Below are 21,373 nucleotides of genomic sequence, written 5' to 3' on the forward strand. Positions count from 1 at the left end.
GCACTGCCATGTTCCTGAAGGGCAAGACTGCGATCGTTACTGGCTCGACCTCCGGCATCGGCCTGGCCATCGCCAAGGCGCTTGCCGCCGAGGGCGCAACGCTGGTGATCAACGGCTTTGGTGACGCAGAGGCGATCGAGCGTGAGCGCGCTGGCCTGGCAGCGCTGAGCGGGGGTGAGGCGCGCTACAATGCCGCCGACATGACCAAGCCCGACGAGATCGCGGCGATGGTGGATGGCACCGCGGCGGAGTTCGGCTCGGTCGACATCATCGTCAACAACGCCGGCATCCAGCACGTCGCCCCGATTGAGGAATTTCCGGTCGAGAAGTTCGACGCGATCCTCGCCATCAATCTGTCGTCCGCCTGGCACATGATGCGCGCGGCCGTCCCGCACATGAAGAAGCAGGGCTGGGGCCGGATCCTTTCCACCGCCTCCGCCCACTCGCTGGTCGCGAGCCCCAACAAGTCCGCCTATGTCATGGCCAAGCACGGCATCGCCGGCCTCACCAAGACGATCGCGCTGGAGACGGCGACCGACGGCATCACCGTCAACTGCATCTCGCCCGGCTATGTCTGGACGCCGCTGGTCGAGCAGCAGATCCCGGACACCATGAAGTCGCGCGGGATGACACGCGAGCAGGTGATGAACGACGTGCTGCTCGCCGCCCAGCCGACCAAGGAGTTCGTGACCTCCGAGCAGGTCGCCGCCTTTGCCCTGTATCTTTGCCGGGACGAGGCAAAGGCGATCACGGGCGCCAATCTTTCGATGGACGGCGGCTGGACCGCCGCCTGATGTCGCTTGCGTGCCGGGATCGAAGCGGCGAGCTTGTTCGTTCGACGCGAAGACCTGGGGGAGTGCGCATGCGGGGCGGGTGGTGGACGGTGACGGCGGCGGCGCTGCTCGCAAGCGGATGCGCGCAAGGAAATGCGGACCGCCCCGCCCCCGCGGCACCCGCCACGCCGAACTGGCGCACCATGGCGACCTCGGCAGACCGCGAGCGGTTGCGCAACTGGCGCACGGCCTGGATGGCGGCGCTGGCGGCCGCGCGGGTTACCGACCGCAAGGCGGTTGCAGCCGAGGGCGCGCTGTTCGATCCCGATCGCGCGCTGCTCGACCCGCTGCCCCCGCCCGGTGCCTATCGCTGCCGCGTGTTCAAGCTCGGCACCGGTCGCGCCGCGACGCCGGGTTTCATCGCCTATCCCTTTTTCGACTGCCGCATCGATCGTGAGGGCGACGTGCTGAGCTTCTACAAGCACAGCGGATCGCAGCGGCCGGTCGGGCTGATCCTGCCGGATACCGAGGCGCGCGGCGTCTTTCTCGGCACGCTCATGCTCGGCGATGAGACTGCTCCTCTCGACTATGGCCGCGACGCTGCCCGCGACATGGCCGGCCGGGTCGAGCGGGTTGCAGAGCGACGTTGGCGGGTGGTTCTGCCGTACCCGCGCTTCGAATCGACGCTGGACGTGATCGAACTGACCCCCGCGGGCTAAGCCCTCCTGCTTGCCAAGCGCGGGGCGGCGTCGCAGGCTGTGTGACCGCAAGGGGGGATTGATCATGCGTCCGTTGTTCGCCGCCGTTCTGCTCGCCACCGCCACGTCCGTCACGATGGTGCCCGCCGCTGCCGAACCGGTGCACGATGCCACGGCCGCCGAGCTGCCGCAGCTGATGACGCTTTATCGCGCGCTGCACGCCGCGCCCGAACTCAGCCGGCAGGAGGTGAAGAGCGCCGCCCGCATGGCCGCAGAGGCGCGCAAAGCGGGCTTCACCGTTACCGAAAAGGTCGGCGGCACCGGGGTCGTGGCAGTGCTGCGCAACGGCTCCGGCCCCACGCTGCTGATCCGGACCGACATGGACGGGCTGCCGGTGACCGAATCGACCGGCCTCCCCTTCGCCTCCAAGGTCCGCGCGACGACTGCGGACGGCGTGGAGACCGGCGTGATGCACGCCTGCGGCCATGACACGCACATGGCGAGCTGGGTCGGCACGCTCCGCAACCTGGCGGCGATGAAGGGGCAATGGGCCGGAACGCTGGTGATGGTCGCGCAGCCGGCGGAGGAAGTGGGGCTCGGCGCGCAGGCGATGCTGGCCGACGGGCTCTACACACGCTTTCCCAAGCCCGATCATGCGATCGCCTTCCACGACAGCGCCGGGCTGCAGGCGGGCGTGATCGGCGTCCATTCGGGCTTCACCTTTGCCAACGTCGACTCCGTGGACGTGGTGGTGCGTGGCGTCGGCGGCCATGGCGCCTATCCCAGCACCACCAAGGACCCGATCGTCCTCGCGTCGCGCATCGTCGGTGCGCTCCAGACTCTGGTGTCGCGCGAACTTGATCCGCAGACCCCGGGCGTGGTGACGGTCGGCAGCTTCCACGCCGGCGCCAAGCACAACATCATCCCCGACGAGGCGAAGCTGCTGCTGACGGTGCGCAGCTACACCGACGACTCGCGCAAGCAGCTGCTCGACGGCATCGCCCGGATCGCGCGCGGCGAAGCGATCGCGGCCGGCGTCCCCGAGGACCGCATGCCGACCGTGACGGTGGAGCAGACCTACACGCCAGCCACCTTCAACACCGAGCCGCTGTCGGGCGAGCTGCGCACCCTGTTCACCCAGCGGTTCGGCGAGGCGCGCGTGCGCGAGGTGCCGGCCACCATGGGCGGCGAGGACTTCAGCCGCTTCTATCTCGCCGACAAGTCGATCCAGAGCATGATCTTCTGGGTCGGCGGCGTGCCCACGGACAAATGGGCCGCGGCGCAGGCAGGGGGTGCCGAGCTGCCCTCGCTCCACAGCGCCACCTGGGCACCCGATGCGGAGGCGGTGATCGGCACTGCCACCGAGGCGCTGACCGCCGCCGCCCTGAACGTGCTCAAGAAGTAGGAGAGCTGCCCCGGCGCCTTGCTTTTCGGCGGGCGTTCGCCTAAGCGCGCGCACTTGTCGTGCCGGGGTCATCCCTGGAGGCCCGGCCGGCGAAACTGGAACCAAGCGCATATATACGGAGACTGTGATGAGCGACCAGCTTACGCTGTCGGCCGAGACGCGCGATCGGGTTGGCAAGGGAGCCTCCCGTTTGCTTCGTCGCGAAGGCCGCGTGCCCGCCGTGATCTACGGCAACAAGGAAGAACCGACCCCGATCCACGTCAACGGCCGCGAACTGATGCGCCTGCTGATGACCGGTCACTTCATGAACTCGGTCGTGATGATCGATGCCGGCGGTTCGGTCATCCGCACGCTGCCCAAGGACGTGGCGTTCGACCCCGTCACCGACCAGCCGCTGCACGTCGACTTCCTGCGCATCGGCGAGCACTCGACCGTCACCGTCCAGGTGCCCGTCGTGTTCACCGACGAGGAAGAAGCCCCCGGCCTCAAGCGCGGCGGCGTTCTGAACGTCGTCCGTCACGAGCTGGAGCTGGTGGTCGACGCGGCAAGCATCCCCGACCAGGTCGAAGTTTCGCTGAAGGGTGCCGAAGTCGGCGACTCGATCCACATCTCCGCCGTGACGCTGCCGCAGGGCGCGCAGTCGGCGATCGAGGATCGTGACTTCACCATCGCGACGATCGTGGCGCCGTCGGCGCTCAAGTCGAGCGAAGGCGAGACCGAGGCGGCTGAGGGCGAGGGCGCCTGAGCCCTTCGCTTTCCCGACATCGGTAAAGACTGCATCGCCTCCGCAACCTGTTGCGGGGGCGATGTTCTTTTGGACACCCAAGCACGGGGACAGCCATGCAGCTCTGGGTTGGCCTGGGCAATCCCGGCCCGCAACATGCGATGCAGCGCCACAACGTCGGCTTCATGGCCGTCGATGCGATCGGCGAAGTGCACGGCTTCTCGCCGCCCAAAAAGGCGTTCCAGGGCTGGGTGCAGGAAGGCCGCATCGGTGCGAGCAAGCTCCTGCTGCTCAAGCCCGGCACCTATATGAACGAGACCGGGCGGTCGGTCGGGGAAGCGATGCGCTTCTACAAGCTGGCGCCCGAGGACGTGACGCTGTTTCACGACGAGCTCGACCTGGTGCCCTTCAAGGTCAAGGTTAAGACGGGCGGCGGTGCGGCCGGCCACAACGGGCTGCGCTCGACCGACCAGCACATCGGCAACGCGTATCGCCGCGTGCGGCTCGGCATCGGCCATCCGGGGCACAAGGACCGCGTGACCGGCTATGTGCTCGGCAACTATGCCAAGGCCGAAATCGACGATCTGTCGGACATGCTGGGCGCGGTCGCGGCCGAGGCCGAATGGCTGGCGCGCGGCGATGACGTCCGCTTCATGAACGAGGTCGCGCTGCGGCTGCAGCGGGATTAAGGAGGCGCCATGCCCATTCGTCACCTTTTCACCACGCCGCTCTACCAGGAGCAGATCGACCAGCCCGAACTGATCGCCGAACTGGAGGAGAGCGTCCGCGCGCTGGCGGAGGAAGACGTGGCCGGTCGGCGCTGGTCGCGCGAGCATCGCTATCGCGGCTACACCAGCTATGCCTCGCTCGACGACCTGCCGATCCGCGACCCGGCCTTTGCCGATCTCAAGCGCCTGCTCGATCGCCATGTCGCGCGCTTTGCAGAGGCGTGCGCGATGGATCTGGGCGGCCGCAAGCTCAAGCTCGACAGCCTGTGGGTGAACCTGCTCAAGCCCGGCGGCGGCCATTCGGGGCATATCCACCCGCACAGCGTCGTGTCCGGAACCGTCTATGTCGCAGTGCCCGAGGGAGCCGGCGGGCTCAAACTGGAGGACCCGCGCCTCGCACGGCTGATGGCGGCCCCGCCACGCCGCGCGGACGCGCCCGAAACCCTCGCCACCTTTGTCGAGGTGAACCCACAGCCCGGCACCATCCTGCTGTGGGAAAGCTGGCTGCGGCACGAGGTCATGCCCCATGCCGGCAAGGGCGAGCGGATCAGCGTGAGCTTCAACTACCGCTGGTGACGGAACGTCCGGGCAGGCTGGTCGGTTGAGGGGGAACCCGAGCGTGAAAGGACCAAGCCATGATCCAGGATCCGAACTCCGACGACCAGTCCACCGAGAACCAGAACGAGGACGAGCTGGAAGAAGCGCAGGCCGAGGCCGCCGAAGAACGCGAGGAAGAAGGCGGCTATCAATAAGCCGCCGCACCTGTTGCAACGCTGACCGGAAGCATTTTTCATGAGCCATACGCCGCCCGTCCCCGACGCCAACCAGTCGCCCTATCCGCGCCAGGCGCCGCCCCCGCCCCCACCGGCGCTTGCGGAAACCCAGGCCCGCGCCGCCGATCGCGCGGCGCAGCAGGCCGCCGCAGAGAAGGTCCAAGCGGAGCGCGAACGCGAGCGCAACGTGATCCTGGCGACGGTGGCGGGTGTCGGCATCGGCGTGCTCGCCGTGGGTGGCCTGCTGCTGCTGTCGCGCGACAGCGAAGCCCCCAAGGCGAAGAAGAAGGCTAGGCGCAAGAAGGTCGCGAAGAAGGCGTAAGGGGCCACCGGCCCCGCTTACGCCGTCCTCCAACCACCCGTTCGTCCTGAGTAGCCGTTGAGCGAAGTCGGAATGGCGTATCGAAGGACCCGCGCTTCGATACGGAGCTTCGACAAGCGCAGCCCCTACTCAGCACGAACGGTGGTGGTTGGGGCTGCCTCCCCACGAGCTCCAACCGGCCGCCGTCCCCTCCCCGTCCGTTTCGAGTAGCCGTCGATCTTGTCGAGACGGCGTATCGGCAAGCGCTAGCGACAAACGGGTGGGGATTCTCCAGCCCGCCCGCCCCAGCCCCATCTGGTCAACAAGCCTCGAACCGCCTATGCGGCGGCTTCACCTTCACCAACGGGATCGAAGAACCGGACATGGGTTTCCGCTGCGGCATCGTCGGGCTTCCGAACGTCGGCAAGTCCACTCTTTTCAACGCGCTGACCCAGACGGCAGCGGCGCAGGCGGCAAACTATCCGTTCTGCACCATCGAGCCGAACGTCGGGAACGTCGCCGTGCCCGACGAGCGGCTGGAGCAGCTCGCCGCCATCGCCGGCTCGCAGAAGATCATCGAGACCCAGCTGGGCTTCGTCGACATCGCCGGCCTGGTGCGCGGCGCGTCGAAAGGCGAGGGCCTGGGCAACCAGTTCCTTGGCAACATTCGTGAGGTGGACGCGATCGTCCACGTCCTGCGCTGCTTCGAAAACGACGACATCCAGCACGTCGACAACAAGGTCGACCCGATCGCCGACGCAGAAACCGTCGAGACCGAGCTGATGCTCTCCGACCTGGAGAGCCTGGAAAAGCGCGTCCCCAACCTCGTCAAGAAGGGCCAGCAGGGCGACAAGGAGGCCAAGATCGGCGCCTCCGTGCTCGGCCAGGCGCTCGAACTGCTGCGCGAGGGCAAGCCTGCCCGCCTCACCCAGCCCAAGGACGAGGAGGAAGCCCGCGTCTTCGCCCAGGCGCAGTTGCTCACCGCCAAGCCGGTGCTCTACGTCTGCAACGTGAACGAAGAGGACGCGGCCGAGGGCAATGCGCTCTCTGCCAAGGTGTTCGAGAAGGCCGCCGCCGAAGGCGCGCAGGCGGTCGTCGTGTCCGCTGCGATCGAAGCCGAGATCGCCACCATGGACCCCGCCGACCGCCAGGAGTTCCTGAGCGACCTGGGCCTGACGGAGACCGGCCTCGCCCGCGTGATCCGCGCCGGCTACAAGCTGCTCAACCTGCTGACCTTCTTTACGGTCGGCCCCAAGGAAGCGCGCGCCTGGACCGTCGAAGCCGGTGCCAAGGCACCGCAGGCGGCAGGCGAGATCCACACCGACTTCGAACGCGGCTTCATCCGTGCCGAAACCATCGCCTATGACGACTATGTCGCCTGCAAGGGCGAAGCGGGTGCGCGGGATGCGGGCAAGCTGCGCCAGGAAGGCAAGGAATATGTCGTCCACGACGGCGACGTGATGTTGTTCCGCTTCAACGTGTGAGCCGTACGCCAACGCGATGAGGGTGCCCCTGCGCAGGCCGGGGCCAGGGTTCCAAGCGAGGGCGGCAGTTGTGGCCCTGGGCTCCTGCCTGCGCAGGAGCCCGGCTGCGTTCCGCAGACGGGCAGAGAGTAACGACGCCCGCCTTCGCTGGCAGTACGAAGAGCGGCCATGCGAAGCGCCGTTGTCATATTCCTGCCGCCGAGCGGCGCGATGGCGGGGCCATGTTCAAGACTCGCCTCCTTGCCGCGTTGCTGGCAGCCGCCGCTTTTCCTGCCGCTGCGCAGACCACCCAGCCGGTTGCCCCTGCACAAGCCGCCACCGCCCAGGCGGAGGCCCGCGCGCCCGTCACCATCCTGGTGTCGATCGATGGCTTTCGTCCCGACTATCTGGCCCGCGGCGTGACGCCGGTGCTGTCGCGCCTCGCCGCTACCGGCGTGACCGGGCCGATGCACCCCTCCTTCCCGTCCAAGACCTTTCCCAATCACTGGACGCTGGTGACCGGCGTGCGCCCCGACCGCCACGGCATCGTCGCCAACCGGATGGAGGACCCGGCCGACCCCAAGAACGTCTTCACCATGACGTCGGACGAGCCGGAGTGGTGGAACGCGGCCGAGCCGATCTGGGTCGCCGCGGAAAAGGCAGGCATCCGCACCGCCACGCAATTCTGGCCTGGCTCCAATGTCGCGATCGGCGGCACCCGCGCCGCAGAGTGGCCGCACGAGATCACCGGCGGCACCCGGCCTTCGGACTGGCAGCAGTATAATGAGGCGATCAGCCCGACTCAGCGCGTCAACGGCGTGCTCGACTGGCTGCGCCGTCCCGCCGCCATTCGCCCGCGCCTGCTTACGCTCTATTTTGAGGCGGTGGACACGGCCGGACACCGCTTCGGCCCGGACTCGGCCGAGGTCAACGCAGCCATCACGGGCGTGGACGCCTCCATCGGCGCGCTGGTCGACGGGCTCGCCGCGCTGGGACAGCCTGCCAACCTGGTGATCGTCGCCGATCACGGCATGGCCGCTACCAGCAGCGAGCGCGCCGTTGCGCTCGATAAGATCGCCGACCCGGCCCTCTACCATGTCGTGGAGGCCGGACCCTATGCGAGCCTGACACCGCTGCCCGGCAAGGAGGCCGCGGTGGAACAGGCGCTGCTCAAGCCCCACGCGCACATGCAATGCTGGCGCAAGGGAGAGATCCCCGCCCGCTTCCACTATGGCCGCAATCCGCGCGTGCCGGCGATCCTGTGCCTGGCCGAAACCGGCTGGCAGGTGCTGCCGACCACGCCCGACAGGCCGCAGACCGGCGGCAACCACGGCTTTGACAACATGGCGCCCGAGATGGCTGCGCTGTTTATCGCCAACGGCCCGGCCTTTGCGAGCGGACGCACGCTGCCGGGCTTCGACAATGTCGACGTCTATCCGCTGCTGCGCGACCTGATCGGCCTGCCGGCCGCAGCGGGCGTGGACGGTACCGACGCCCCGTTCCGCAGCGTGCGCAAGGCGCAGTGACGCGCTGTGCCGGGAGGGTCCAGGCTTCGGCCTAAGCCCTCCCGCTTGTGTCAGTTCGGCCGCGACCCGCCGCGACCGCTGGAGCGGGGGCCGCCCGAGCGGCCGCCCTGACCACCCCAGCGCTGCCCGGAGCGACCGCCGCGATCGCCCCAGTTCTGGCTTGGCCGGCCCGCAGGACGCGCCTCACTGCCGGCGGGGCGACCGGGACGCTGCGCGCCGGAACCGCCCTGCGGCGGGCGCGAGCCGGGTACCCAGGCGCCGGGTCGGCCCGGGCGGACGCCCGGCCGATATTCGCCACCTTGCCCCGGGCGGACCGCGGGGCGACCGTCGCCCGGACGACCGGGGCGCACGCCCGGACGGCCGTTGCCGGGGCGGAAGTCGTTCCAGTTGCTGCCTGGCCGGCCTTCCCCGCGCCAGCCTTCGCGGCGGCCCTCCCAATAGCGGCGCTGGCCGTCGTTCCAGCGATGCGGGCGCCGGTAGCGATCATAGACGTAATAGCCGGTGCCCGGATAATAATAGTCGCCGTACCAGCCCCAATAGGGCGAGCCGAAGCCGCTGCCATAGCCGTAGCCATAACCGTCGTAATAGGGATCGTAATAGCCGGCCGAGCCATAGCCCACCGACATGCCGCCATAGCCATAATCGTCATAGGCGCAGGCGCTGACGCCCAGGCCCGCCGCCGCGATCAGCGCCAAAGTACGGATGCGCTTCAGAAACATGGGAAAAACTCCCGAATAGAGATGAACCGTTGATCGCAGGAAGCGGTTGAACGGAGCGTGAACTATTCGGAACAACGTGGCCACGGGTTCGCGAGTTCCGGGCGGCCGTGCGCGTCGGAACTTGGCGGCATCTTTGCGACCGGCGCGCCTCCCTCCGGATCGGTCCGGAGGGAGGCGCGCCGTGCCCTGGCTTACTCTGCGGCTTGTGCAGCCTGCTGTGACGGCTTCCAGCGCAGCACCGGCTTGCGGGCCGCCTGGGTTTCGTCGAGGCGACGGCGCGGCGCGAAGTGCGGCGCGCCCTTCAGCGCCTGGTCGCCGGCCTTGGCGCGCTCCGCGACCGAGCGCAGCGCGCCGATGAACTGGTCGAGCGCTGCCTTCGACTCGGTCTCGGTCGGCTCGATCAGCATCGCGCCATGGACGACCAGCGGGAAGTACATCGTCATCGGGTGATAGCCCTCGTCGATGAGCCCCTTGGCCACGTCCAGCGTGGTGAAGCCCTCGGCCAGGCCTGCGTCCGAGAACAGCGCCTCATGCATGCACGGGCCGCTGCCGCCGAACGGCGCGTCGAGCACGTCTTCCAGCTGGCGCAGGACGTAGTTGGCGTTGAGCACCGCATCGCCCGACACCTGGTACAGGCCATCGGCACCGTGGCTGAGGATGTAGCTCAGCGCACGGGTGAACATGCCCATCTGGCCGTGGAACGCCACCATGCGCCCGAAGCTGCCGGCATGGTGCTCGCCCGCCGTCTCTTCCTCGATCAGCGCGAAGCGATCGCCCTGCTTCTCGACGAAGGGGAGCGGTGCGAACGGCGTCAGCGCTGCCGAGAACACCACCGGCCCCGAACCCGGCCCGCCGCCGCCGTGCGGGGTCGAGAAGGTCTTGTGCAGGTTGATGTGCATCGCGTCGATGCCAAGGTCGCCCGGACGCACGCGCCCGACGATCGCGTTGAAGTTGGCGCCGTCACAGTAGACGTACCCGCCGACGCCATGCACCGCGTCGCTGATCGCGCGCATGTCGCGCTCGAACAGGCCGCAGGTGTTCGGGTTGGTGATCATCACGCCCGCCACGTCCGGCCCCAGCCGCGCCTTCAGCGCCTCCAGGTCGACACGCCCCTCGGCAGTGGCGGGAATGTCCTCAACCTTGAAGCCGGCAAAGGCCGCGGTCGCGGGATTGGTACCGTGCGCGCTTTCGGGCACCAGGATCACCTTGCGGTGGCCTTCGCCCTTGGCCTCCAGCGCGGCGCGGATCGCGAGGATGCCGCACAGCTCGCCATGCGCACCCGCCTTGGGGCTCATCGCGACCGAGTCCATGCCCGTCAACGTCACCAGCCAGTGGGCGAGCTGGTGGATCACCTCCAGCGCACCCTGCACGGTGTCGACCGGCTGCAGCGGGTGGACATCGGCAAAGCCCGGCAGCCGGGCCATGCGCTCGTTCAGGCGCGGGTTGTGCTTCATGGTGCACGAACCGAGCGGGAACAGGCCCAGGTCGATCGCATAGTTCTGACGGCTGAGACGCGTATAGTGGCGCACCGCTTCCGGCTCCGAAAGGCCCGGCAGGCCGATCGGGTCCTTGCGCTCCATGCCGCCAAGCCGGGACGGCGCTTGCGGCGCCTCGTCGAAGTCGACGCCGGTCACGTCCGCCGAGCCGATCTCGAACAGCAACGGCTCCTCGAGCATCAGTGCGCGGTTGCCGGTGAAGGTCGCCTGCGTGGCCTCGTCGCTGCCGCCCATCTCCGGACGCCAGCCGCTCTGGTTGATCGTCATGCCAGCACCTCTTCGAGCTCGGTCGCGAGCGTTTCGATATCTTCTTCGGTTACCGTCTCGGTCACCGCCACCACCAGGCCGTTGGCAAGCTCCGGCGCGTCCGGATAGAGCCGGCCGAGCGACACGCCCGCGAGTACGCCGCGATCCGCAAGCGTCCGGACGACCGGGCGCGCTTCCTTCGACAGCCTGAGCGTGAACTCGTTGAAGAAGCTGGTGTTGACCAGCTCCACGCCCGGAACCTTCGTCAGCCGGTCCGCCGCAGCCGAGGCACGCGCATGGTTGCTCGCGGCCAGCTGGCGCAGGCCCTTCTCGCCCAGCAGCGTCATGTGGATCGAGAAGGCGAGCGCACACAGGCCGGAGTTGGTGCAGATGTTCGACGTCGCCTTCTCGCGGCGGATATGCTGCTCGCGGGTCGACAGCGTCAGCACGAAGCCGCGCTTGCCCTCGGCATCCACGGTCTCGCCACACAGGCGCCCCGGCATCTGGCGCACCAGCTTGTCGGAGCAGGCGAACAGGCCGACATAGGGTCCGCCGAACTGCAGGCCGACGCCCAGCGACTGGCCTTCGCCCACGACGATGTCGGCGCCCAGGTCACCCGGCGCGGCGATCGCACCCAGTGCCACCGGCTCGGTCACCACCGCGATCAGCAGCGCCTTGTTGGCGTGCGCGGCCTCCGCGATCGGACGCAGGTCGGGGATACGGCCCAGAATGTCAGGATATTGGACGACCACGCACGACGTATCGCCGTCGATCGCCGCGATCAGCGCCTCGCTGTCGGTGTCGGCGGTGAGCGTCGGGGCCGAGGTCTCCAGCATGTCGCCGGTGAACTTCGCCATCGTCTGCGCGACCGAGACATAGTGCGGGTGGAGGCCGGACGAGAGGATCGCCTTGCCGCGGCGGGTGACCCGGCGCGCCATGGTGATCGCTTCCCAGCAGGCGGTCGAGCCGTCGTACATCGACGCGTTGGCCACGTCGCAGCCGAGCAGCGTCGCTACCTGCGTCTGGAACTCGAACAGCATCTGCAGCGTGCCCTGCGCGATTTCCGGCTGATAGGGCGTGTAGGCGGTCAGATACTCGCCGCGCTGGATCAGATGGTCGACGCTCGCCGGCACATGGTGGCGATAGGCGCCGCAGCCGAGGAAAAACGGCGCGGTGCCCGCGGCCAGGTTCTTGGCGGCGAGCGCCGACAGGTGGCGCTCTACGGCGAGTTCGCTGGCGTGGTTGGGCAGGCCCGGCACCGGGCCGTCGAGGCGGGCAGCCTCCGGCACGTCGGCGAACAGGGCTTCGACGGAAGGCGCGCCGACCGCGGCGAGCATCGCCTCACGATCGGGCTGAGTCAAAGGCAGGTAGCGCATGGCAATCCTTCGGGACGTTGCCCCGGCACCCACGAGACCTTTGCGAAAGCCCGCCATCGTGCTCCTGCGAAAGCAGGAGCCCAGGGTTCCAGACGCCGCAAGCCGTTGTTCTGCCTGGCCCTGTATCCCCGCCTGCGCAGGGATACAGGAGTGTCTGGGCGCCTGTTGCGCCTATGCAAGGATCCGGCGACCGCCGGGTTCCTCCTGCGGCGGGAATGCTCAAGAGCCCTACCCGCCGCCCGAGATGCCAGCCTCGCGACTGGCAGGACGTGACGTTTAGAGCTTGGCGACGAAAGCCGCGTACTTGTCCGCGTCCATCAGCTCCTCGAGCTCGGACGGGTCGGACAGCGTCAGGCGGAAGAACCAGCCATCGCCTTCCGGATCCTCGTTGACCAGCGCGGGGCTGTCGGCAAGGGCGGCATTACCCTCGATCACGGTGCCCGACGCCGGGGTGTAGACGTCGGAGGCGGCCTTCACCGACTCGACCACTGCGGCCTCGTCGCCCTTGGACAGCTCGCGGCCCTCGTCGGGGACTTCCACGAACACGATGTCGCCCAGCTGGCTCTGGGCATATTCGGTGATGCCGACGGTCGCGACGTCGCCGTCGACTTCGACCCACTCATGCTCTTCGGTGAAATAACGGCTCATCGACGGCGCTCCTTAGCGGACGTAACGGTGGGAAATGAACGGCATGGGCACGACTTCGGCGCTGTGCGCCTTGCCGCGCTGGGACAGGATCAGGTCGGTGCCGGCGACCGCAAGCGCGGCGGGCACATAGGCCATGGCGATCGGCGCACCCACGCTGGGGGCAAAGCCGCCCGAGGTCACGCGGCCGATGGTGTTGCCCTTCTGGTCAACCACGGTCGCGCCCTCGCGCACCGGCTGCCGGCCGTCGACGCGCAGGCCGACGCGCTTGGTCGCCGGGCCCTGGGCACGCTCGGCCAGGATGCGATCGGCACCGGGGAAGCCCCCTTCCTCGCGGCGACGCTTCGACAGGGCGAAGCCCAGGTCGGCGGCGACCGGCGTGGTCTCTTCGTCCAGGTCGTGGCCGTAGAGCGGCAGGCCCGCCTCCAGGCGCAGCGAGTCGCGCGCGCCCAGACCGATCGGCTTGACCTCCGCCTGGGCAGTGAGCGCGTCGGCAAACGCCTCGGCAGCCTCGGCCGGCAGCGAGATCTCGCAGCCGTCCTCACCGGTATAGCCCGAACGGCTGATCCACAGCGCGTGGCCGGCCCATTCGAACGCCCCCGCGGTCATGAAGCGCAGCGCGTCGACGCCCGGGATCAGGCGCGCGAGCACGGCGACGGCTTCGGGACCCTGCAGCGCCAGCAGCGCGCGGTCCTCGAGATGGTTGATGGTGATCGTATCGGCCAGCGCCTCGCGCAGATGGCCAAGGTCGTCATATTTCGTGGCGCCGTTCACGACCATGTAGAAGGCCTCGCCCGCCGGCGCCGGCTCGCCCGCCTCGCCGAACGGATGCGCTTCCGGCAGGCGCGTCACCATCAGGTCGTCGAGAATGCCGCCATTGTCGGCCAGCAGCAGCGAATAGCGCATGCGGTTGGCCGCCAGCACCTGAAGGTCGCCCGGCAGCAGCGCTTCCAGCGCCTGCGCCACGCCCTCGCCGGTGAACAGCAGCTGGCCCATGTGGCTGACGTCGAACAGCCCGGCATGTTGGCGCGTCCACAGATGCTCGGCCATGATGCCTTCATACTGCACCGGCATCACATAGCCGGCGAAGGGCACCATCCGGCCACCCTGGGCGCGGTGCCAGGCATCGAGCGGCAGCAGCGACGGGGCGATCGGCTCCAGGCCGTCCGCATCAGTGGAGGAAATCGAGTCGCTCATTCGCGCAGTCTCCGGCAGGTCTGGCACGACGCAGACGCGGGCCTCCCCGCATCTTCGCCGCCCCCTCTGTCACGGAACCTGAGAGCTTTCGCGCAGAGAAGCTGCGCTTACCCCTTCGGTGGCGCCGGCATCACCGGCGCGCTTTCCAGAGTGTCGTTGGCGCGCGCGGTCCCTTCTGCCTGAGAGATTCCGGGGCGGTTGCTCCTTCGGCGGCCGCATGCGGCCTCGAAGGCCGGCGGCACTCTCCCGCGCGTGCCCATGGCCGTTTCCGACCATCGACGGAAGTTGCTGTGGCTCGGCTGCGGGGCCGAGTCAATCAGCCACGCGCGGGAAAGCTGGTTCGCAGCGGTGCGATCCGGAGCTTGCTCGGGTCTTCAGGCCTCCCGTTTAGTTCGAGTAGCCGTCGAGCCCGTCGAGACGGCGTATCGAGAACCGGTTGCGGCGGCTCTCTCGACACGGGCTCTCTACAAGCTCGATCCCTGCTCGAGACAAACGGCGTTGATGGAAGCCAACCACCTGAAATCAGCGCGTGGCGTTGTAGCGCAGCTGGTCCTGGGTCAGCTGGAAGCCGACCAGCGCCTCGAACGAAGCGTTGAGCACGGCCTGGCGCACTTCCGGCGTCGACAAGGGATCAACCGCAGCGTCCTGGGCACCGGCCTTGCGCGGGCGGACGATCTGCTCGCGGATGTCCGCCGGCAGGGTTGCGGCCGAACGCTGGACGACGGCGGTCGCGCTGCCGGTCGCCTGCGCGCGCGCTTCGCCCGGCGCGAAGTCGAGCACCGCGTGGTTGATGCGCTTTGCCACCACCTGCGATCCGCCGCGCACCACCGTCAGGAAATAGGGCAGGTCGACCTGGCGGGCGCCGTCGGTGCGGGTGCGGCGCGCCTGGATGTCGAAGGTGACGGTGGAGACGATGTCCTCGCCCGCTTCGTTGCAGCTGGCGCGCACGTTGGTGATGGTCGCAGTCACGTCGATCGCGCTCGCCAGCTGGCTGCCGGCGGGATCGAACAGGGTGACGTCGCCGGTCCCTGCCGGCACGCCTGCCGCCGGGCAGGCAGAGCGGACCGTGGTGATGCCGACGCCGCGGGTCACGTCGATCTCGCCTTTACGGCTGCACCCCGCGAGGGCGAGGAGCGCGACAGCGGAAACAGCGAGCGTTCGGACGATCACAGAGGGGTACACCTTTCACGACGAACGGGCCGTCGCATGCAGCGCCGACCCGGACCGCCGCCAGCATAGGAACCGCCTTTCAAGCGCGCAAGCAATCGCGTACATGCGCGGGAGTGATGACCGATCCTGCCACAGCGCCGTCGCCCAAGCCCGTCCTCGAGCTGCTGATCGCCGCCCCGCGCGGCTTCTGCGCCGGCGTCGACCGCGCCATCCGCATCGTCGAGCTCGCAATCGAGAAGCACGGCGCCCCCGTCTATGTCCGGCACGAGATCGTCCACAACAAGTTCGTGGTCGACAGCCTGCGCGCCAAGGGCGCGGTGTTCGTCGAGGAACTGGACGAGGTTCCGCCGGGCGTGCCGGTCGTGTTTTCCGCCCACGGCGTGCCCAAGTCGGTCCCGGCCGAGGCGGAGGATCGCGGCCTGGAATATCTCGACGCCACCTGCCCGCTGGTGTCCAAGGTCCATCGCCAGGCGGAGCGGCTGGTGACCACCGGGCACCACATCCTGTTCGTCGGCCATGCCGGCCACCCGGAAGTGATCGGCACCTTCGGCCAGGTGCCCCAGGGCCAGATGACGCTGATCGAGACGGTGGCGGATGCGGAAGCGGTGATGCCCGCCAATCCCGAGCACCTCGCCTTTCTCACCCAGACCACGCTGTCGGTGGACGACACCGCCGACATCATGGCGACGCTCCAGCGCCGCTTCCCCGCGATCGTCGCGCCCAAGGCCGATGACATCTGCTATGCGACGTCCAACCGCCAGGCGGCGGTGAAGGCGATCGCCTCGTCCGTCGACCTGGTGCTGGTGATCGGCGCGCCCAATTCGTCCAACTCGCTGCGCCTGGTCGAGGTCGCCGAGCGCGAGGGCACGCCGTCGCACCTGATCCAGCGCGGCAGCGACATCGACTTCGCCTGGCTGGAAGGCGTCGGCTCGCTCGGCCTTACCGCCGGTGCGTCCGCGCCCGAGATGCTGGTGCGCGAAGTGGTCGACCGCCTCGCCGAGCGCTTCGAGATCGACGAGCGTGAAGTCGAAATGACTCGCGAGACCCTCACCTTCAAGCTGCCCCGCGGCCTCGAAGCCGTCGCCGCCTGATCCGTGGCCGTCTATACGCAGGTTTCGGCGGAGGCGCTCGTCGCCTTCCTCGCCCGCTATGACGTGGGCGCGCTGGTCTCGGCCAAAGGGATCGCCGAAGGGGTCGAGAACTCCAACTATCTGGTCGACACCACCCGCGGCCGCTTCATCCTGACGCTCTATGAAAAGCGCGTGGATGCGGGCGACCTGCCCTTCTTCTTCGCGATGATCGACCGGCTGGCGGACGCCGGCAACCCCGTGCCGCGCGCGCTGCCCGACCGCACCGGAACAGTGATCCAGACGCTGGAGGGCCGCCCTGCCTGCCTGATCGAGTTCCTGTCCGGCGTCTCGCTGAGCCAGCCCACCCCGGCGCAGGCGCGTGCGGGCGGCGCGGCGATGGCGCGTATGCACGCAGCGCTCACCGACTTTGCCCCCACCCGCCCAAACTCCATGGGCGTCGAAGCCTGGCCGCAGCTGTTCGACCAGTGCGCGCCCGGCCTCGACACCATCCAGCCCGGCCTGCGTGACCGCGTCGGCACTTCGCTCGACCGCGTGGTCGCCGCCTGGCCGCGGCAGTTGCCGGTCGGCGCGATCCATGCCGACCTGTTCCCCGACAATGTGCTGATGCTGGGTGACCGGGTCACCGGCCTCATCGACTTCTATTTCGCCTGCACCGATGTGCGCGCCTACGACCTGGCGGTGATGCATTCGGCGTGGAGCTTCGACGGCGCCGGCACGCCGCTCGATGCGGAGGTCGGACGCGCGCTGCTGCAAGGCTATGTGGCAGGCTTTCCTCTGTCGGATGCGGAGCGTGCGGCGCTGCCGGTGCTGGCGGAGGGCGCCTGCCTGCGTTTCCTGCTGACCCGCGCCTGGGACTGGATCAACACCCCCGCCGATGCGCTGGTGACGCGCAAGGACCCACTCGCCTATCTGCGGCGACTGGAATGGTACGAGAACAACAGGAACGCCTTTGCATGACCGAACTGACCCCCGTCGAGATCTTCACCGACGGTGCGTGCAAGGGCAATCCGGGCCGCGGCGGCTGGGGCGTGGTGATCCGCTCCGGCGAGCATGAGCGCGAGCTGTCGGGTGGCGAGGCGCACACCACCAACAACCGCATGGAGCTGACCGCGGCGATCGAGGGGCTGAACGCCTTGAAACGTCCGTGCCGGGTGACGCTGTCGACCGACAGCCGCTATGTGATGGACGGCCTCACCAAGTGGATCAAGGGCTGGCAGAAGAACGGCTGGAAGACCGCCGACAGGAAGCCGGTCAAGAACGCGGAGCTGTGGCAGGCGCTGCTCGCTGCCGCCAAGCCGCACCAGATCCAATGGGTCTGGGTCAAGGGCCATGCCGGCCACCCGGAGAACGAGCGCGCCGACAAGCTGGCGAGCGACGCGGCGATGGCGGCCGGGCGCGCGGCCTGAAGGCTCAGCCAAACCGTCCCGGGCGATAGAGCGCCGCATCCACGCTCGTCGGCACCCCGCCTCGCCCGAACAGTGCCGCGCACAAGGCCGCGCCCGCGGGCGCGGTCTGGATGCCGAAGCCGCCCTGGCCGGCGCACCAGAACAGCCCCTCGACCGCCGGGTCCCAGCCATAGACGGGCAGCCGGTCGGGCGCGAAGCTGCGCAAGCCCGCCCAACGCCGCTCGACCGCTTCCACGCGCCAGTCGACCACCCGCTGCATGCGGTCGATCGCGACCGCGACGTCGATCTCCTCCGCCGCCACGTCGCCGGGCGCGGCCGGCGTCTCGTCATGCGGGGTCAGCCACACCCGCCCGCCTGGCTCGGGCTTGAAATAAAAGCCGCCGGCCGCATCCATCACCAGCGGCAGTGTCGCGGGTGCGGGCGGGTCGACGCGCAGCTGCACCATGGTGCGGCGATAGGGCTGGATGCCGACCGGCGCCGCCCCCGCGATCTGCGCCACCCGGTCCGCCCAGGCGCCCGCGGCGTTGACCAGCACATCGGCCGCAAGCGTCTCGCCATCCGCCAGCCGCAGTTGCCATGCGCCTCCGACTCTTCGGGCTTCCACCAGGGCAGAGTCGCAGCGTAGCTCTGCACCGAGCCGGCGCGCGCGGGCGAGGAACGCTCCGTGCAGCCGCGCGACGTCGATGTCGGCGCAACTCGGCATCCACAGCCCCTGCCACTCGCCGCGCAGGCCCGGCACCCGCGCCGCCGCATCCTCGCGCGTCATCGCGACGCCGGCCCCGGCGAAGCGCGCTTCGAACGCGTCGATCGCCCCGCCATCGCCGGCCGGCGCGATCATCAGCTCGCCGCGCTCACCTAGGAAGGACTCGCCGCCGAACTCGGCCGGCGGCTTGTGCAGAAAGGGTCCGGAAGCGCTGGTGAGCGGCTGGACACCCGGTCCGCCATAGGTTTCCGACCAGAAGGCGGCCGAACGCCCCGTCGCATGGAAGCCGGGATGCGCCTCCGCCTCCAGCAGCACGACCGAGTCCTCGCCGGCCAGCAGCGCGGCGAGGCTGGTGCCGGCCATGCCCGCCCCGACGATGGCGATGCGCCGGGTCATGCCGCCGCCAGCGCCTCGGCCAGGAAGCGGTCGATCTCCGCAATCGCCCGGTTGCGGACCGGATCGGCCTCCCGCAGCAGTTCGTGGCGCGCTTCGGCGCCGAACCGTACCAGCGTCGCGCGCTTCAACCGCTCGGCCGCCTTCAGTGCCGCGCGCGGATCGACCAGCGCATCCTTGTCTGCCACCAGCAACTGCACCGGCACGTCCAGCGTCGCGAGCGCCGGGCTGGCGAGCAGTTCGCGGGTCGACCGAAACGCCTCGACCATCCACGCCCAGCTCGGCGGACCCGCGACATGAGCCGGGTTGGCCGCCTGCCACCACAGCTCGTCCTCGTAGCGGGCGGCATCGGAGGTGAGCAGCGACTGGCGGGCCCGACGTGTGTACGGCCGCTCGTTGCTGCGCCACGCACGGCGCGCGCGCGGGCCAAGCCGTGCGAGCAGACCCGCCGCGCGCTCGCCGAACCCGGCACTGATCGGCGCCTTCAGCCCCAGCATCGGCGCGACCAGCACCGCCGCATCGGCGGCGACTCGGCCCTCGGCCAGCGCGCGCAGCACCAGATGCCCGCCCATCGAATGGCCGATCAGGACGTACGGCCCCTTCACCTGCGCCTGCCATTCGCCGGCAAAGGCGGCGAGGTCGTCGACATAGGTGTCGAACGAATCGATGTGCCCGCAATGCGGGTCGTCGGTCAGCCGCCCGGAGCCCCCCTGCCCGCGCCAGTCGAAGCTGGTGATCGACCAGCCGCACGCGCGCCAATGGGCAAAGCTCTCCAGATACTTCTCGAATATGTCGCCGCGGCCGACCTGGAACAGCATCGCGCCCCGCGTGCGGCCGCCGTCGGCCGCCGGCCAGTCGAAGCGGCGATGCGTCCAGCCGTCCGGAGCATTCCAATGCGTGATCCGCGCCGCGGACGGGATCGCGCGGCGATACAGGGCGTGGGCAGCCATGGGCCACGGTTACGGTTTCGTAAGCGGCCGCGTCTAGGGCCTTGAACGATGCCGCTGTCGCTTCCCTCGCTTCTGTTGCTCGCGCTGATGCTGCTGTTGCTGTCGGCGGCCATCGAGGACGTGCGCACGCGCGAGATCGCGAACTGGAAGAATGGCGTCATCGCGCTGCTCGCGCCGGCGTGGTGGATGGCGAGCGGAATGACGCTTTGGCCGGGTGTGGCGATCCAGCTTGGAATCGCGACCCTGGTGTTCGGCCTGTTCGTCGGCGCCTTTGCGATCGGGCAGATGGGCGGCGGCGACGTGAAGCTGATCGGTGCCCTGGCGCTGTGGCTCCCGCCCGAGCCCCTGCTGTGGATGCTGGTGCTGATGTCGCTGCTGGGTGGCGCCCTCACGCTGCTGATGCTGATCGACAAGCGATTGAGAAAAAAGCAACAACTTCCTGAAATACCCTATGGCGTCGCCATCGCGCTGGCGGCGTTGCTGGTGATCCGGGAACCCATTCTTAATCAGTTCCGGTGACTGCCTGATGCGGCACCAACTGCGCCTTGGGACGGAAAGGTCTCGACGACATGGATTCTCGTAAAGTCCTGCTGCTGGTAGGCGCGCTGTTCGTGGCGGCGATCACCGCCTTCATGGCGCGCAGCCTGATGCAGGACGCAACCACCCCGGTCGCGACCGCGGGCGGAGAGCCGACCGTGGTCGCCGGCCCCAAGGTGCTGGTCGCCAAGCGCGCGCTGCCGGTGGGTACGATCATCGATCCGGGCGCGATCGCGTTCCAGTCCTGGCCGCAGGATCTGGTCACCAACGCCTATTATACCGAGGGATCGCCCGATGCCGGGAAGCTTGTCGGCACGGTGGTGCGCTATGCCATCCCGGCCGGCCAGCCGATCACCCAGGGCGCGCTGGTGAAGCCGGGCGATCGCGGCTTCCTGGCAGCAGCGCTTGGGCCGGGGATGCGGGCCGTGACCGTGCCCGTCTCCACCCAGGGCGCGGTCGGCGGCTTCGTGTTCCCGGGCGACAGGGTCGACCTGATCCTGACGCAGACGATCGAGGGCGGCGGCGATGGGCCTCCGCTGAAAGCCTCGGAGACGATGCTGCGCAACCTGCGCGTGCTCGCCACCGACCAGCGCACCGACAAGCAGGTCGACGACAAGGGCAACACCGTGGTCAGCGCCTTTTCCACCGTGACGCTGGAGGCGACGCCGCGCATCGCCGAGAAGATCGCGGTCGCGCAGACCGTCGGCCAGCTGTCGCTGTCGCTGCGCTCGATCGCGGACAACAGCACCGAACTGGAAGAGGCAATCGCGAGCGGCGATGCGGAATTGCCCGATACCGACGATCCACAGGCCGAGCGCGCGGCGCTTGCCCGCCTTGCCGCACGGCCGGTTGACGGCAGCGTCACCTATTCGACCGGCGCGGACGTGTCGCGCTTCCAGCGCAGCTCGGTTCCGGGCAAGCCGCAGAACAACACGGGCGGCCCGATGGGCGCGCCGGCAACCTCCGGCAGCGCCGCTGTGGTGACGGGCCCGAGCGTCCGCATCGCGCGTGGCAGCACGTCCACGGTGGTTCCGGTCGGGGGGAGGAACTGAC

22 protein-coding genes and 1 riboswitch are annotated in these 21,373 nt (G+C 68.9%); of the genes, 14 read left to right on the top strand and 8 right to left on the bottom strand.

Annotated elements, in window-relative coordinates; all coding sequences use genetic code 11:
* Nucleotides 1–8: 8 nt before the first annotated feature.
* The 9 genes from LK533_RS09275 to LK533_RS09315 all read left to right on the top strand — a co-directional run bounded on the left by LK533_RS09275 (nucleotide 9) and on the right by LK533_RS09315 (nucleotide 8,391).
* Nucleotides 9–794, top strand: coding sequence for a 3-hydroxybutyrate dehydrogenase (locus LK533_RS09275; protein WP_229362515.1), 786 nt, complete (start codon nucleotides 9–11; stop codon nucleotides 792–794).
* A 68-nt stretch (nucleotides 795–862) separates the two neighbouring features.
* Nucleotides 863–1,492 (top strand): DUF4893 domain-containing protein, encoded by a 630-nt coding sequence (locus LK533_RS09280; protein ID WP_229362516.1) that lies wholly within the window; start codon nucleotides 863–865, stop codon nucleotides 1,490–1,492.
* A gap of 64 nt (nucleotides 1,493–1,556) precedes the next feature.
* Entirely contained in the window at nucleotides 1,557–2,876 is a 1,320-nt protein-coding gene (locus tag LK533_RS09285; protein ID WP_420705838.1) for an amidohydrolase, read from the top strand.
* Nucleotides 2,877–3,003: 127 nt separating this feature from the next.
* Nucleotides 3,004–3,621, top strand: coding sequence for a 50S ribosomal protein L25/general stress protein Ctc (locus LK533_RS09290; protein ID WP_229362517.1), 618 nt, complete (start codon nucleotides 3,004–3,006; stop codon nucleotides 3,619–3,621).
* A gap of 95 nt (nucleotides 3,622–3,716) precedes the next feature.
* Nucleotides 3,717–4,289 carry an aminoacyl-tRNA hydrolase gene (gene pth / locus LK533_RS09295; RefSeq protein WP_229362518.1) on the top strand — a complete coding sequence of 191 codons (573 nt, stop codon included), beginning with the start codon at nucleotides 3,717–3,719 and terminating at the stop codon, nucleotides 4,287–4,289.
* A 9-nt stretch (nucleotides 4,290–4,298) separates the two neighbouring features.
* On the top strand, nucleotides 4,299–4,904 hold the full coding sequence (locus tag LK533_RS09300) for a TIGR02466 family protein (protein ID WP_229362519.1): 606 nt from the start codon (nucleotides 4,299–4,301) through the stop codon (nucleotides 4,902–4,904).
* Nucleotides 4,905–5,120: 216 nt separating this feature from the next.
* Entirely contained in the window at nucleotides 5,121–5,423 is a 303-nt protein-coding gene (locus tag LK533_RS09305) for a hypothetical protein (protein WP_229362520.1), read from the top strand.
* 362 nt (nucleotides 5,424–5,785) lie between these two features.
* Complete coding sequence (gene ychF / locus LK533_RS09310; protein WP_229362521.1) at nucleotides 5,786–6,886, top strand: redox-regulated ATPase YchF; 1,101 nt, start codon at nucleotides 5,786–5,788, stop codon at nucleotides 6,884–6,886.
* A 221-nt stretch (nucleotides 6,887–7,107) separates the two neighbouring features.
* Complete coding sequence (locus LK533_RS09315; RefSeq protein ID WP_229362522.1) at nucleotides 7,108–8,391, top strand: ectonucleotide pyrophosphatase/phosphodiesterase; 1,284 nt, start codon at nucleotides 7,108–7,110, stop codon at nucleotides 8,389–8,391.
* A gap of 50 nt (nucleotides 8,392–8,441) precedes the next feature.
* Here LK533_RS09315 and LK533_RS09320 read toward each other — a convergent pair whose 3' ends face one another.
* The 6 genes from LK533_RS09320 to LK533_RS09345 form a co-directional block, all read right to left on the bottom strand.
* Nucleotides 8,442–9,110 (bottom strand): hypothetical protein, encoded by a 669-nt coding sequence (locus LK533_RS09320; protein WP_229362523.1) that lies wholly within the window; start codon nucleotides 9,108–9,110, stop codon nucleotides 8,442–8,444.
* A 191-nt stretch (nucleotides 9,111–9,301) separates the two neighbouring features.
* The gene (gene gcvPB / locus LK533_RS09325; protein WP_229362524.1) at nucleotides 9,302–10,873 is read right to left on the bottom strand and encodes an aminomethyl-transferring glycine dehydrogenase subunit GcvPB; all 1,572 of its coding nucleotides are present in this window, start codon (nucleotides 10,871–10,873) and stop codon (nucleotides 9,302–9,304) included.
* Nucleotides 10,870–12,228, bottom strand: coding sequence for an aminomethyl-transferring glycine dehydrogenase subunit GcvPA (gcvPA, locus tag LK533_RS09330; protein ID WP_229362525.1), 1,359 nt, complete (start codon nucleotides 12,226–12,228; stop codon nucleotides 10,870–10,872). The genes gcvPB and gcvPA overlap by 4 nt, the downstream gene beginning before the upstream one ends.
* A 276-nt stretch (nucleotides 12,229–12,504) precedes the next feature.
* On the bottom strand, nucleotides 12,505–12,876 hold the full coding sequence (gene gcvH, locus LK533_RS09335; RefSeq protein ID WP_229362526.1) for a glycine cleavage system protein GcvH: 372 nt from the start codon (nucleotides 12,874–12,876) through the stop codon (nucleotides 12,505–12,507).
* A 12-nt stretch (nucleotides 12,877–12,888) separates the two neighbouring features.
* On the bottom strand, nucleotides 12,889–14,070 hold the full coding sequence (gene gcvT, locus LK533_RS09340) for a glycine cleavage system aminomethyltransferase GcvT (protein WP_229362527.1): 1,182 nt from the start codon (nucleotides 14,068–14,070) through the stop codon (nucleotides 12,889–12,891).
* A 156-nt stretch (nucleotides 14,071–14,226) separates the two neighbouring features.
* Nucleotides 14,227–14,329: riboswitch (glycine riboswitch) on the bottom strand.
* Nucleotides 14,330–14,592: 263 nt separating this feature from the next.
* Nucleotides 14,593–15,162 (bottom strand): hypothetical protein, encoded by a 570-nt coding sequence (locus LK533_RS09345; protein ID WP_324255280.1) that lies wholly within the window; start codon nucleotides 15,160–15,162, stop codon nucleotides 14,593–14,595.
* A gap of 194 nt (nucleotides 15,163–15,356) precedes the next feature.
* Here LK533_RS09345 and ispH point away from each other — a divergent pair, with 194 nt between their 5' ends.
* From ispH to rnhA, 3 genes are read left to right on the top strand one after another with little or no spacing between them, the layout of a single operon-like run.
* Entirely contained in the window at nucleotides 15,357–16,331 is a 975-nt protein-coding gene (gene ispH, locus LK533_RS09350; protein WP_229362528.1) for a 4-hydroxy-3-methylbut-2-enyl diphosphate reductase, read from the top strand.
* A gap of 3 nt (nucleotides 16,332–16,334) precedes the next feature.
* On the top strand, nucleotides 16,335–17,288 hold the full coding sequence (gene thrB / locus LK533_RS09355; RefSeq protein WP_229362529.1) for a homoserine kinase: 954 nt from the start codon (nucleotides 16,335–16,337) through the stop codon (nucleotides 17,286–17,288).
* A complete protein-coding gene (gene rnhA / locus LK533_RS09360; protein ID WP_229362530.1) occupies nucleotides 17,285–17,737 on the top strand; it encodes a ribonuclease HI in 453 nt (150 codons plus the stop codon). The genes thrB and rnhA overlap by 4 nt, the downstream gene beginning before the upstream one ends.
* Before the next feature lie 4 nt (nucleotides 17,738–17,741).
* Here rnhA and LK533_RS09365 read toward each other — a convergent pair whose 3' ends face one another.
* Nucleotides 17,742–18,836: an NAD(P)/FAD-dependent oxidoreductase gene (locus LK533_RS09365; protein WP_229362531.1), complete on the bottom strand. Its 1,095-nt coding sequence runs from the start codon at nucleotides 18,834–18,836 to the stop codon at nucleotides 17,742–17,744.
* Entirely contained in the window at nucleotides 18,833–19,783 is a 951-nt protein-coding gene (locus LK533_RS09370) for an alpha/beta fold hydrolase (protein WP_229362532.1), read from the bottom strand. The genes LK533_RS09365 and LK533_RS09370 overlap by 4 nt, the downstream gene beginning before the upstream one ends.
* Before the next feature lie 48 nt (nucleotides 19,784–19,831).
* Here LK533_RS09370 and LK533_RS09375 point away from each other — a divergent pair, with 48 nt between their 5' ends.
* Nucleotides 19,832–20,302: an A24 family peptidase gene (locus LK533_RS09375; RefSeq protein WP_229362533.1), complete on the top strand. Its 471-nt coding sequence runs from the start codon at nucleotides 19,832–19,834 to the stop codon at nucleotides 20,300–20,302.
* 50 nt (nucleotides 20,303–20,352) lie between these two features.
* Nucleotides 20,353–21,372 carry a Flp pilus assembly protein CpaB gene (cpaB, locus tag LK533_RS09380; protein ID WP_229362534.1) on the top strand — a complete coding sequence of 340 codons (1,020 nt, stop codon included), beginning with the start codon at nucleotides 20,353–20,355 and terminating at the stop codon, nucleotides 21,370–21,372.
* Nucleotide 21,373: the final 1 nt, after the last annotated feature.

This window comes from Sphingomonas sp. PL-96, assembly GCF_020707215.1.
GTDB lineage: Bacteria > Pseudomonadota > Alphaproteobacteria > Sphingomonadales > Sphingomonadaceae > Sphingomonas.

Excerpts from the sequence above, each read along its gene's own strand:
- gcvPB (WP_229362524.1), bottom strand. The coding sequence starts at position 10,873 with ATGACGATCAACCAGAGCGGCTGGCGTCCGGAGATGGGCGGCAGCGAC.
- LK533_RS09320 (WP_229362523.1), bottom strand. The coding sequence starts at position 9,110 with ATGTTTCTGAAGCGCATCCGTACTTTGGCGCTGATCGCGGCGGCGGGC.
- LK533_RS09315 (WP_229362522.1), top strand. The coding sequence starts at position 7,108 with ATGTTCAAGACTCGCCTCCTTGCCGCGTTGCTGGCAGCCGCCGCTTTT.
- LK533_RS09300 (WP_229362519.1), top strand. The coding sequence starts at position 4,299 with ATGCCCATTCGTCACCTTTTCACCACGCCGCTCTACCAGGAGCAGATC.
- ychF (WP_229362521.1), top strand. The coding sequence starts at position 5,786 with ATGGGTTTCCGCTGCGGCATCGTCGGGCTTCCGAACGTCGGCAAGTCC.
- LK533_RS09375 (WP_229362533.1), top strand. The coding sequence starts at position 19,832 with ATGCCGCTGTCGCTTCCCTCGCTTCTGTTGCTCGCGCTGATGCTGCTG.
- pth (WP_229362518.1), top strand. The coding sequence starts at position 3,717 with ATGCAGCTCTGGGTTGGCCTGGGCAATCCCGGCCCGCAACATGCGATG.
- LK533_RS09275 (WP_229362515.1), top strand. The coding sequence starts at position 9 with ATGTTCCTGAAGGGCAAGACTGCGATCGTTACTGGCTCGACCTCCGGC.
- gcvH (WP_229362526.1), bottom strand. The coding sequence starts at position 12,876 with ATGAGCCGTTATTTCACCGAAGAGCATGAGTGGGTCGAAGTCGACGGC.
- gcvT (WP_229362527.1), bottom strand. The coding sequence starts at position 14,070 with ATGAGCGACTCGATTTCCTCCACTGATGCGGACGGCCTGGAGCCGATC.
- gcvPA (WP_229362525.1), bottom strand. The coding sequence starts at position 12,228 with ATGCGCTACCTGCCTTTGACTCAGCCCGATCGTGAGGCGATGCTCGCC.
- rnhA (WP_229362530.1), top strand. The coding sequence starts at position 17,285 with ATGACCGAACTGACCCCCGTCGAGATCTTCACCGACGGTGCGTGCAAG.
- LK533_RS09290 (WP_229362517.1), top strand. The coding sequence starts at position 3,004 with ATGAGCGACCAGCTTACGCTGTCGGCCGAGACGCGCGATCGGGTTGGC.
- LK533_RS09365 (WP_229362531.1), bottom strand. The coding sequence starts at position 18,836 with ATGACCCGGCGCATCGCCATCGTCGGGGCGGGCATGGCCGGCACCAGC.
- cpaB (WP_229362534.1), top strand. The coding sequence starts at position 20,353 with ATGGATTCTCGTAAAGTCCTGCTGCTGGTAGGCGCGCTGTTCGTGGCG.
- ispH (WP_229362528.1), top strand. The coding sequence starts at position 15,357 with ATGACCGATCCTGCCACAGCGCCGTCGCCCAAGCCCGTCCTCGAGCTG.
- LK533_RS09280 (WP_229362516.1), top strand. The coding sequence starts at position 863 with ATGCGGGGCGGGTGGTGGACGGTGACGGCGGCGGCGCTGCTCGCAAGC.
- LK533_RS09285 (WP_420705838.1), top strand. The coding sequence starts at position 1,557 with ATGCGTCCGTTGTTCGCCGCCGTTCTGCTCGCCACCGCCACGTCCGTC.
- LK533_RS09305 (WP_229362520.1), top strand. The coding sequence starts at position 5,121 with ATGAGCCATACGCCGCCCGTCCCCGACGCCAACCAGTCGCCCTATCCG.
- LK533_RS09370 (WP_229362532.1), bottom strand. The coding sequence starts at position 19,783 with ATGGCTGCCCACGCCCTGTATCGCCGCGCGATCCCGTCCGCGGCGCGG.